The 10,860-nt window shown below is 72.5% G+C and carries 8 protein-coding genes; 1 reads left to right on the top strand and 7 read right to left on the bottom strand.

Annotated features, from left to right (window positions below; all coding sequences use genetic code 11):
- Nucleotides 1-3: 3 nt before the first annotated feature.
- The 7 genes from BLU27_RS18835 to BLU27_RS29990 are packed head-to-tail and all read right to left on the bottom strand — an operon-like array spanning nucleotide 4 to nucleotide 5,675.
- Nucleotides 4-399 carry a GPW/gp25 family protein gene (locus BLU27_RS18835; protein WP_092654984.1) on the bottom strand — a complete coding sequence of 132 codons (396 nt, stop codon included), beginning with the start codon at nucleotides 397-399 and terminating at the stop codon, nucleotides 4-6.
- The gene (locus tag BLU27_RS18830) at nucleotides 396-2,024 is read right to left on the bottom strand and encodes a hypothetical protein (protein WP_092654983.1); all 1,629 of its coding nucleotides are present in this window, start codon (nucleotides 2,022-2,024) and stop codon (nucleotides 396-398) included. The genes BLU27_RS18835 and BLU27_RS18830 overlap by 4 nt, the downstream gene beginning before the upstream one ends.
- Nucleotides 2,021-2,698 (bottom strand): phage baseplate assembly protein V, encoded by a 678-nt coding sequence (locus BLU27_RS18825; RefSeq protein ID WP_092654982.1) that lies wholly within the window; start codon nucleotides 2,696-2,698, stop codon nucleotides 2,021-2,023. The genes BLU27_RS18830 and BLU27_RS18825 overlap by 4 nt, the downstream gene beginning before the upstream one ends.
- Nucleotides 2,695-3,786: a phage late control D family protein gene (locus tag BLU27_RS18820; RefSeq protein WP_092654981.1), complete on the bottom strand. Its 1,092-nt coding sequence runs from the start codon at nucleotides 3,784-3,786 to the stop codon at nucleotides 2,695-2,697. The genes BLU27_RS18825 and BLU27_RS18820 overlap by 4 nt, the downstream gene beginning before the upstream one ends.
- Nucleotides 3,779-3,949, bottom strand: coding sequence for a hypothetical protein (locus tag BLU27_RS29225; RefSeq protein ID WP_157728674.1), 171 nt, complete (start codon nucleotides 3,947-3,949; stop codon nucleotides 3,779-3,781). The genes BLU27_RS18820 and BLU27_RS29225 overlap by 8 nt, the downstream gene beginning before the upstream one ends.
- A complete protein-coding gene (locus BLU27_RS18815) occupies nucleotides 3,946-5,199 on the bottom strand; it encodes a CIS tube protein (protein ID WP_092654980.1) in 1,254 nt (417 codons plus the stop codon). The genes BLU27_RS29225 and BLU27_RS18815 overlap by 4 nt, the downstream gene beginning before the upstream one ends.
- Entirely contained in the window at nucleotides 5,196-5,675 is a 480-nt protein-coding gene (locus tag BLU27_RS29990) for a phage tail protein (RefSeq protein ID WP_197681491.1), read from the bottom strand. Before BLU27_RS29990 ends, BLU27_RS18815 begins: the two co-directional genes overlap by 4 nt.
- A 186-nt stretch (nucleotides 5,676-5,861) precedes the next feature.
- On the opposite strand from BLU27_RS29990, the gene BLU27_RS18805 reads away from it, so the two are divergent.
- Nucleotides 5,862-10,847, top strand: coding sequence for an eCIS core domain-containing protein (locus tag BLU27_RS18805; RefSeq protein ID WP_092654979.1), 4,986 nt, complete (start codon nucleotides 5,862-5,864; stop codon nucleotides 10,845-10,847).
- Nucleotides 10,848-10,860: the final 13 nt, after the last annotated feature.

Below are 10,860 nucleotides of genomic sequence, written 5' to 3'. Positions count from 1 at the left end.
GACTCAGCCCTCCAGGTAGAAGGGGTAGACGAGAAGGCCCGGGCTGCCGTCGCGGGCGTGCTCGTAGCGGACGGTCAGCAGGACCAGTGACGGGTCGTCCCCGGCGGTCGCGGTCACCTCACGGAGCTGGACCCGGGGCTCCCACGCGTCGAGCGCCCCGGTCACCTCGCGAACGAGCCGGGCCCGGGTGGCCACGGTGTTCGGCTCGCCCAGGTAGCGGCGCAGCCCGCAGCCGAACGTCGGTCGCATGACCCGCTCCCCCGGCTCGGTACGCAACACCAGCAGGATCGCCTCGCGTACCTTCTCGGCACCGGAGGCGTACGCCAAGCCGCCGCCGACCTGGCGTGGCCGCACCGGGAACGCCCAGCCGGAGCCGAGCCGCGAAGGTGTCTCGGTCACGGGTGCACCACCTCCTCCGGGCGTACGCCGGTGGTGTACTCCGGCAGCTCCCCGAACACCGGGAACGGCTGTCCGGGCGGTGCGCCGTATCCCTGCCGGGCCAGCAACTCCACCACCGGGTCGTTGGTGTAGGCGCTGGTCAGCGTGGTTCCCAGGTGCTGGCCCGGACGGTCTGTGTCCAGGCCGGACCGCAGCACGCCCTCCAGCGCCGACTGGTCCACCCCCGCCTGCACGTCGATGTCGACATGGAGCGACGCCTCGATCCCGCCGGGCACAACGTCCAGTTCGGCGGTGAGGTCGGCCTCCAGCTGCAGGCTCGGAGGGATGCAGAACTTCAGCTTGAGCATCCAGAACAGCCCGAAGACCAAGGTCACGATCGGCAGGAAGAGCTTGAGCACGAACGTCGCGACGATGGTGATGAGCGGGATGGCGAAGAAGCAGAAGTCAGCGCCGGGCCGGACCGAGCCCGAGGTGGGTATCCGGCCGTCCTCGGCGAAGACGAACGACGAGGCCGGCGGCGAGCTCATCCTCACCGACGGCGTCGCGTTGCTCGCCTCGAGCTGGGCGAAGTCGGGCAGCCGGATCTCGACCGGCCGTTGCGCACAGCCGTCCGGGTCGTGGAAGGACGCCAGCCGGTACGCCTCGGACGGCGCCGACCAGACCAGGGGGCCCGGACAGTCGCCGCAGCCTCGCATCCGCGCGAAGGCGCGCACCTCGTAGGTGCCCAGTTCGGTGAACCGGGCCGACCCGTCCCGGCTCAGCTCGGCGCTCGCGGTGGGCACCGTGCCCCAGTAGATGGTGCCGTCCCGGGCCGGATGGTCGGGATCGGCGGCCGGAGCCGTCAGCAGCCGAAGGGGGTAACGGCGCTCGACCAGTTCCTCCGGCTCGTCGGCGATCGGCACCCACTCGCCGAAGGCGCCGTCCCCAGTGGGCACCCAGGCCTCAGTGCGGCGGTCGACGCCGGCCGTGGAGGCCCACACCCGGAGCGCTCTGCGGGCCGTCTCCAGTTCGCGATGCGCGACGACGGCCGCCGCGTCCGGATCGCGCAGCCGCGCCCGCAGCGCGGTGCCGAACGGATGCAGTGCGCGGGCGCGGTCGCGGGCCACGGTGAGCTCCCGGCGGGTCTGCTCGGTCTTCGCCGCGGCCACCGCCTGCAACAGCGCGGCCGCCGCCTTCTCCTGGCCGACCGGCACCGCGACCCGTTGCCGACGTACGACGAACCCGGCCTCGGCCACGTCCCCCGGGTCGACCCGGGGAAAACCCGGGTCGTCGCAGTGCAGTCCGACCGCGACCACGTAGTGCCGCTGGTGGGCGACCGGGAAGAGCTTGCGCACCCCGCTCGGCTTGAAGCGGGTCGTGGCCAGGAACCGGTGCCGCTTGCGGGTGTCGCCCGGCAGCGGGACGTGCGGGATCGGCTCGAGCTGCTGGTACTGGTCGACCGGGCCGAACACGACCGACCGCTGGGGGTCGGCCAGGTAGTCGGCCACGTAGCCGGTCGAGGTGTACTTGTGCAACGCCGGTCGTCCCGCGCCCGCGGCCCGCTCCGGCTCTGCCCCGTCCCGCCGCTCCCAGCGGTACCACGGGGCCACCAGCCGCCACCGGTGGGCGGTCACCCGCGCGGTCACCAGACGTTCCCCGCGCCGGGCGTGTACGCCGGGGACACCACGCCACCGCCGGTCGCCACCAGCGTGTCGCAGACCACGGTCCCGGAGAACTCGCTGAGGTCGGCGTCCACGCTCACCATCGCCGCGCTGACGTTCACCGTGGAGGTCGCGTCGACGCGTACACCGCCGTCCTGGGTGAGCGTGATCGTCGCGCCACTGGCCGCCTCGACGGTGACGGTCCCCTGCGCGTCGTCCATCACCAGCCGGTGCACCGGTCCGTCCGTACCGGCCACCGACAGCCGTACCGCGACCGCGCCGTCGGTGTCGTCGAACTCCAGGCGGGTGCCGGACCGGGTTTGGAGCACCCGCAGGTTGTTCGCGTCGTCCGGGGCATCCGGCATGTGCGCGACGCCGTTCCAGGTTCCGCCGAGGACGTACGGACGGTCGGGGTAGCCGGCCTGAAAGCCCACCACCACGGTGGAGCCCTTCTCCGGCAGGATCCGCAGCCCCTGGTCGGCATCCGCGTACGGGCTGACGACGGTGGCCCAGGCGGTCACCGGACCGGTGCCGTCCGAGCGGGGCAGCCAGTCCAGGCTGACCTGGATCCGCTGCCGGTGCTCGGGGTCGCCCGCGAGCTTGGCCACCGTCGCCGGATACAGCCCGTACCAGCGGTCCGCGTGCACGTCCGGGGTCACGAGCGCACCTCCGGCCGCTCCGCCCGGAACGCGGTCCGGTAACCGATCGACGGGTCGTAGCTGTGCCGGGCGTGCACGACGCGGTAGCCGTCCCCTTCGAACGGGCGCCCCACCCGGCGCAGGTCGAGGTGCGCACCGGGCACGAGGTCGGGGGTGCCGGCGGTGGTGCCCTCGACGGTGACGAATCCCCGGGCTCGGCGCAGCAGTTCTGCGGCGGCGTACGCCGTGGCGGTGCCCGCTACCGGAGTGTCCCGGCGGGATCTGGTCAGGCGGGGCCCTCGATAGACCTGCGCGACGATCGACGGCCCGGTGCGCCCACCGCCGGTCTCGGCCGAGACCAGGTCGGCACCGGCGGTCTCGACCACTTTTGCGGCGGTGTCGTCGTCCCAGCCGAGCAGTTGGACGTCGGCCCGCTGGTGCGCCAGATCCGCCCGTGCGTGCAGTTCGACGAGTTCGTTGCCCTGCACCAGCCGCAGGTCGGCGCCTTCCCGCTTGTCCCGGGTGGTGAAGTGGAGGGTGTCGTCGGAGTCCACCCACAGCTCGGCGGCCACCCGCAGTGCCCGCTCCCGCAGGAACGCAAGGTCCGACTGGTCCCACTGCTGAACGAGCGGATATGCCGGGCCGTCGGCGTCTGCGACCGAACCCAGCCCGTGCCGGTCGGCCACCGCCTCGGCCAGCTGGGCGTCGGTCCTGTTCTCGTACGACGTGGTGGTGTGGGTCAGCCGCAGCTTCATCAGCGCGTCCTCGGCAAAGACCGTGACGTACGGCGTGCCACCCTCGGCGAAGGACACCTCCAGCCCGGAGACGACGCCCTTGAACAGCTGCCGTTCGCCGCCGGCCGGGCCGAGCGTGGCAGTGAGTTCGGTGCCGAAGTCCAGCAGGCCACCGTCCAGGTACGACAGCGACTCGGCGGAGCCGTCGCTGTCCGGGCCGACCGGGTCCAGGTGTGCCACCAGGGTGCGCAGGCCGAGGGAGCCCTCCTGGATGTCCAGGCGGAGCAGGTCTCGACCGAGTCGCCCCTCGGTCCGTCCCGCGACAGTGAAGACCGGCGCGTGGGAGGAGTACGGGTGAACCGCGGGCTCACTCATGACAGCCCTCCGTCGCCGTACGGGCCCGGTCGCGCGCGAGCCGGTCGAGGGTGGCCTGGATGCGGAGGCGCTCCTCCCACACCGACACCTCCGCCGGGCTCGGGGTGCGCGGCTCTTCGGCGGCCACGACCTCGGACGTCAGCTCGCCCACGTGCACGGTCATCGCGAACACCCCGTGCGGCCGCCGCAGCCACAGCTGGACGAACAGTCTCCGGCTCGGCGGGCGCCGCCCGCGCCGGTGGCCGGGGCAACCGGCGGTCGGTGGCCGACCACGACCCAGCCGCCGGTACCGGCGGACACCTCGGGCGGCACCACCCGGTCCCGCAGCGGTACGCCCCGGCCGAAGCTCGTCGCCCGCGGGTCGGCACGCGGAGGCAGCGGCCGTGGCGCTGCCGGCACCGGGCCGAGAGTCCGTGCGCTCGGGACGGTACGCAGCGGAGCACGCGAATCCGTGGCCGGGGCAGCCGCCGGAGAGGCGGGCGAGGCGAACGCGGCCCGGGCCAGATCCGCCGCGGTGGCCGCCTCTCCGGCGGCGAGCGTCTCGGCCGCGGCGGTGACTCCACCGGCGCCGGTGAGCGCAAGGCCCGCGGACACCCCGGCTCCGTTGCCGGCCTCCAGCCCGAGCGAGGCGCCGGCGGACACGTCCAGCTCGGCGGCGAAGCCGGCCGAGACACCCACGCCGGGGTCCACCGACAGCGAGGCGGAGAAGTCGACCGCAAGCCCGGCCGGCAGCGACAGTGGGTCGTCCAGCGGCCCGGCAATGGACCGCCAGGCCGAGGGGTCCAGGCCGTTGCGGGCCAGGAAGTCCGCCGCCGACTCGCCGTCAAGTGCCTCGGCCGTACGCCCCCCGGCGCCGCCCCCGCTGCCGACGGTGCCCGGACCGGCGTTCTTCGTGGGCTTGCCGGCCGGCGGCGCCGCGGTGTCCGGGTTGGCTCCCGGGCCGCGCTCGAGCGCTTCGAACTTCGGGTCCTGTTGCTTGATGTCCACGGTGACCGACGCGCGCAGCGGGACGCCCTGCGTGGAGAAGAGGCTCAGCTCCTCCGACATCGACGTCATGACGCCGCCGACGATCACCGTGCCCCACCGGAACTGGACCCGCGGCGGTGCCTGCTTGGAGCCGGTGCCACCGGGCAGGACGAACCGCGCCACCTGTGCGGTCTTGGTACGCACGTCGACCGGCGCGGCGGTGGTGCCCTCGTCGGCGGTGTCGAACTCCAGCTGCACCGAGAGGCTGGTGCTGGCCGACCCGTTGTACTGCTGCACCTGGCGGCCCCGGGAGGTTGCGCCGTCGGTGCTGTTGGACATCTGCAGCTTGAGCGAGGTCGGGTTGAACTGGACCGGTACCGCGCTCTTCGGCTTCGCCTTGCCTGCCTTGTCCAGCTCCTCGAGGACGGCCTTCTCCAGCGTGGTCATGCCGTGCCCTCCAACCGCAAGCCCTGGTGTGCCAGATGCAGCTCCTCCACAGCGATCTCGCCGGTACGGGCGTTCAGCTGGGGGCCGACCAGCTTCGCCGGCACTGCGGCCGAGAACAGCCAGGCGGCTCTCTGGTGGCCCTGCTGGTCCTGGACGACTACCGTGCCGTCGTACCGGCGGACGGGCCGAACGCCGCCGACGACGTCCTGGAACCACTGCCAGAGTTCGGGAACGGCGTTGCCGCCGACCGGGCCGAACATGCCTCGCTTGCAGACCAGCGGTGAGTACTTGGCTCGGCCGACCCGACGGATGATCCCGTCGTTGCGGCCGCCCTCCTCATAGTCCTTGACGTCCATTTCGACGTCCAGGCCGGAGACCTCCTGGAAACCGCCGTTGCCCAGGCCCTGTGGCCCCGCCCCGGCGACCCGGGTGAAGCTCACCTCGAAGCGGAATGCGGTCAGCAGCACGTCAGCCACGGCGAAAGCGTCCGGCCGGCCCGTCACGTCACCGTCACCCTCACCGCCGTGGCCCGTCGCTCTCGTCGCTCCGGTGACGGCCCGGTGATGCCGGGCGGACCACAGTGAGCAGGTGCGTACCCGGCCCTGCAGGTTCCCGGGATCCCGGGAGTCGTCCCACCGACGTGCGGTCGGGACGGTCCGCCGATGAGCGAACCGGCACTCGCTCGGAGCGAACGGGACACTCAGGCCACCCCGGCCGTTGCCCGGGCCGACCCGGTCGCGGGACAGCGGACCAACACCGGCCGGTGGGCTGTCACCGATGTCATCGCGGAGGATGGCACGGCCCCGCCGCCGGGCGGTACGACTCGTGGCGCGTTCCTCGCCATGCTCGGCCGCGACCTGGAAACCATGGTCGACGAGGAGCTGGCGGGCACAGGGATGACCGGCGCGGGTTGCCCGATCATCGAAGGGATGCTGGAGCGCTACCGGGCCGCGCCACTGGACCGGTGGCAGGCCTTCCTCGTCCATTGGGTCCCACCGGTGACCGGGCGTACCGCGGACGACCTGCGAGCCGCGGTGGTCGCCCGGGCCCGCACCGGCATTCGAACCTGGCGGTCCTCCGGTGACGGCTCGGTCATGTTGCCGGCCGATCCCGCCGGCCTGCTCGGCAGTGCCGCCCGCGCAGTTGGGCTGCCCAACCCGGTTCCTGCCGACCCGGTCATCAACCTGTTGGAGGCGCTGCTGCGACTCGGCCCGGGCGAGCCGCTGACGGCCAGTCAGCGGCAACGGCTTGGCACAGCTCTCGACGCGAACCTCTCGACCGTGCAGGTGCACCGGTCGGATACGCTGCCCGGCCTCGCGGTCACCGCCGGCGAGCACGTCGTCCTCGGCGCACACGCGCCCGCCACCGGCACCCTTGCCGCCGAAGCCCTGCTCGCCCACGAGGTCGCGCACACGGTCCAGCAACGCTCAGCGCCGGCAACCGACGCTGCCGGCGCGGAACGAGACGCCGACGACGCCGCCGCCTCTGCCATCGCCGGCGGCCGGGCACCGCGACTTGCCGGTACGGGCTTGCGGCTTGCGTCCTGCGGAGGCAGTAGCGGCGGCATCCTGGGCGGCAGCCGAGACGTGGAGCGGCTCACCGGCGAGCAGATCCCCGCGGTGCCGGGCCGCCAGGCGGCGCCGGCGATCGGTGCGCTCCCGGCATTCACGGCTCCGGCGCGGCCCGCGCCCGGGCTCGGCGAACGGCTGGAGTCGACCGACCCGGCGGTCCGTGCAGCGGCACTCGAGGAGTTGTCCAGAGCAAGCGGACCGGACGGTTGGCGGGCCGCGGTGCTGGCATCCGCGAGCCCGCTGCCGGAGGTCGCGACCGCGGCCGAGCAACTCGTGGTCCGCTGGTTGGCGCGGCCGGACTTCCTGGCCTGGCTGGCCGCGTTGCCGGCCCAGGGTAGTGGTCAGCTCGGCGACCTCGCGGTCGGCCTGCTCGCTCGGGCCGGCAGGGGCGGGCAGGTGGACCTCGACGGATATCGGGGACTACTCCGTCAGCAGTTGCAACTGCTGCGCGCCTACCGGGGTGAGCTCGCAACCGCCCGAACCTCCGCCAGCACCGGCCCGGACACCTCGTTCGGTGACCTGGAGGCCGGCCTCGCGACGACGGATGCGATCCAGCTGGCCCAGGTGGGGCGTCGAATCTCCCGGCTACTGGACCGCTTCACCTTGATCCGGGCCGAAGTGGCTCGGGCCGACTCACTCGCCGCCACCGACGGCCTCTCCGGCCCGATGGGCGGCCTTGTCCGGGCGCACCGCCAGGCGATGCTCGACGCGGCGGTCACGATCGGCTCGGACGAACGCGACACGGCGTTCGAGTCCGCGCTGGCCGGCATGCGGCGGTTCACCGTCGACACCACCCGCCAGACCGTCACCGAGCTGGGCACGCACGTGGACGAGGCGCGTAACGACCTGCGCACCATCCTCCAACCCGCGGTCGGCTTCGCGCCGGTGCCACGCCTCACCGCGCTCGTCCCACCGCTGATCGCCGAGCTGGACCGGATGACCGCACGGATCGCCGCCTGGCAGCCGGCGGTGGACCAGCACCCCATCGCGGTGCTGGAGGACCTGGCTCGGATCCAGCCGACCCTGCGGTCGCTCCTGGCCCGCGTCCGGCTGGCCCGCAGCGCTGTGGCCAGTGAACGCGCCGCCCGGGAGCTGGAGTCCCAGCTGGTCTACACACCGCCGCCGCCGACGCCCTCGATGAGCGGCGGCGAGGGCCAGTTCGTCGACCCCATGCAAGGCGTCGGTCAGGGTCTGATGGACCAGCGGGACAAGGACGCCATCGTCGCCGACCTGCGCACGCACCGCGACAACTTCACCTTGCTGGCCGAACGGTACGAGTCCAACCCGGAGGTGGTCGAGCAGCTGGAAGCGGCCGGCGCGGAGTCGGCACAGCAGACCGGCCGGCGGATGCAGATCTGGATGACCTCCCAGGCGGCCCGCTACCAGGCCGACCTCGTCACGGCCGAGATCCAGCTGGCGGTGGCGATCCTCATCGTCTCCGCGTGGACCGGCGGGCTGGCCGGCGAGGCTGCCGCCGGTGGGCTGGAGATGCTCGGGGTCGGCGAGCTGATCGGCGGGCGCAGCCTGATCTGGGTGGGCTCGGTGATCGCTGAGGGCTCGGCGTTCTACACCACCCAACGTGGCTTGGACTGGGCGGTGCACGGTGGACAGGGCCCGGTGTTCCCGACCACCTGGCGACGGGACCTGCTGCTGTCCATCGGTGCGGTCGGGGCGCTACGGGCTGTGGGTGGGCTGTTCGAGGCGCTGGCCGGTGCGCGCCCGCCGAGCACGGGCCTGTCCGCCGGCCGGTTCGCGGCCAGCTACGCCACGCTGCTGGCGTACGGCAACATCATCGAGCCGCTGGCCCGCGGCGAGCCGATCCCGGGGCTCGGCACCGCCCGGTTCTGGACGAGTGCCGGCGAGACGCTGCTGATGATGGGCGCGGTACACGTCGGCCTGGCCGCTATGCGGCCGCTCACGCTGAGGATCACCGAGCCGCTGCTGCGGGCCCGGATCTCCGCACACAACGTGCGCGCAGAGCGGATCGGAGCCGAGCTCCAGGCCAACTTCCAGGGCGAGCCCGACCCCGCGCGGACCCGGTCGCTGGTCCGCCGTTCGCGAGCAATGCTGCAGGAACGGATCGGTCTCCTGCGCGAAATCGCCGCCCGGGACCCGAGCCAGCTCACCCAGGCCGAGTTCGCTGAACTCAGCGCGCTGCTCCAGACGCAGATCCGGCAGGCCGACTCGACCCTGCTGCTGGACGCCTTCCGGGTCCGTCCACTCGGGAGCGGCCAGAACGTCTTCGGCTACGAGGGCACGTTCGAGATGGTTCGGTCGCACTTCCTGCAGCGTGGCTTCACTGTCGTCTCGGCGGATCCGGCCAGCGGCCTCCTGCGGCTGCATGACCCGTCCGGGCAGGAGATCGCGTTCATTCGAATGCACGCGGGCGCGACCGGGGCCGACCCGCTGCGAATGCCGCCCGAGGCCGACCTGACGATCTCTCGCGGACCGAACGAGGTGGAGCGGCGCGCCACCGAGGCGTACGACACGATCCGCACCCTCACTGACGACGTACTGCAGATAGCGCAGAACACCGGCGTACCGGCGCATGTGATCGAGGCCGTTCGACAGCACCTCTTCTTCCGGCTCCACACCATCGCGGTCGCACCGGGGCGGGCGAACGTGCAGCGCTTCGACCCGATGTACAGCCTGGCCCGACTGTGGTTGCGCGCATACGAGGGCGTGCTGACCGACACAGAGGTGGCGGAGTTCCGCCGGCTGATGGCGCACGAGTACGTCGAACAGGGACTCATGCTGGCGGGGATGCCGTACCGGTCGGCGCACCCGGGCGGCTGGCGCGGCGACGTCACCCAGCCGGGCCGGGAGCACTTCGGTGCGCACGACGTGGCGCCGAGCGAGCACCGGGCCGACCCTTACGCCTTTCGCCAACAACTCGGTCTGGATCCCGCGGGCCAGCCGGTACCGCAGACCGGTGAGGTCTGGGACTACGACGCCGCGTTGCGGGGAGCGTTCGAGTCTCTCGCGGGACGTACCGGCGGGCCGTACCGTGTGGTCGCCGATCCCACCGCCCAGTACGGCTACCGGATCGAGGCCCGGGACCCGGCCGAGCTGGGCACCCTCGCCACCCGCCGCGGCATCACCCCGACAAGTGGCGCCGACCCGGCCTGGAACAGCCTGCGCACCCAGCTGATCGGACGCGGGCTGACCGCCCAGGAGGCGCAGGATCTGGTCGCGCTGCTGGACGCGGCCCGCCAGACGCCGACCGGCGCCTCGCCGGTCGCGGCCCTGACTGCCGACCAACTCCGCCAGCTGATTCCACTGGACGCGCCGGGCCTGGGCAGGGTGCTGGGCCTCGACGCCGCGCTGCTACCCGAGGCGCTGGCGCTGTGCACCATGCCGGGCGACATGCTCGGCGGCCGGTCGTTGGACGCATTGCTGCAACGTATGGGCCGGCCGTGGGTGGAAGCCATGGTCGGCCAGCCGGCGGGAACACCCAACAGAGACCTGCTCGGTGAGATGGGGCGCGACGCGTTGGCCGCCGCGCAGCGGCCACTGCCGACCAACTACTGGGCGGAAAGCCACTCCCAGCGCCAACTTGAGAACGTTCTCGATCGTCCCGGGTCCGGGTTCCAGCGTTACACCCCACCCCCGACCGCACAGAATCCCACACCGGGTCCGCTCTCCGAGCCCGGATTCCGCGGCGGAACTCCACTCGACCTGGGTCGGCTCGATCTCGCCCCCGGAGCCCGCCGCGGTGCCACCTTCCCTGACGTCTACGGCACCGACGTGGCCATCGGGCAGCGGGCGGCGATGGAGCTGAAGACACCCCGGCTCGGGGAAACCGTGTTCTCCTACTTCCGGAATCCGCAGACCGAGCAGTGGATCATCGACCAGCACGCGGGGCGGATCATGCATCTTCCCCAGGGCACCCCGTCCTATCTGGTCGTGGACATCCGACAGACCGGCCAGACGATCCCGGAGGGGCTGGCCGACCTGTCCCGTGTGCTGCGCAACTACGCGAGGATGGGCGATGCCCGCCAACTGTGGGCCGGCGTACGGTTCATCACCGGTACGCGCACCACGGCGGTCCTGTCCAACGTGTACACGATTCCCTAGCCCACGAGGAGAC

The sequence above is a fragment of the Actinopolymorpha singaporensis genome, from assembly GCF_900104745.1.
In the GTDB taxonomy this organism is placed as follows: domain Bacteria; phylum Actinomycetota; class Actinomycetes; order Propionibacteriales; family Actinopolymorphaceae; genus Actinopolymorpha; species Actinopolymorpha singaporensis.
This window is presented reverse-complemented; position numbering and strand designations above follow the sequence as displayed.

Bases quoted from the DNA above. Each gene is read 5' to 3' on its own strand.
- BLU27_RS18805 (WP_092654979.1), top strand. From the start codon at position 5,862: ATGAGCGAACCGGCACTCGCTCGGAGCGAACGGGACACTCAGGCCACC.
- BLU27_RS18820 (WP_092654981.1), bottom strand. From the start codon at position 3,786: ATGAGTGAGCCCGCGGTTCACCCGTACTCCTCCCACGCGCCGGTCTTC.
- BLU27_RS29225 (WP_157728674.1), bottom strand. From the start codon at position 3,949: ATGACCGTGCACGTGGGCGAGCTGACGTCCGAGGTCGTGGCCGCCGAA.
- BLU27_RS18815 (WP_092654980.1), bottom strand. From the start codon at position 5,199: ATGACCACGCTGGAGAAGGCCGTCCTCGAGGAGCTGGACAAGGCAGGC.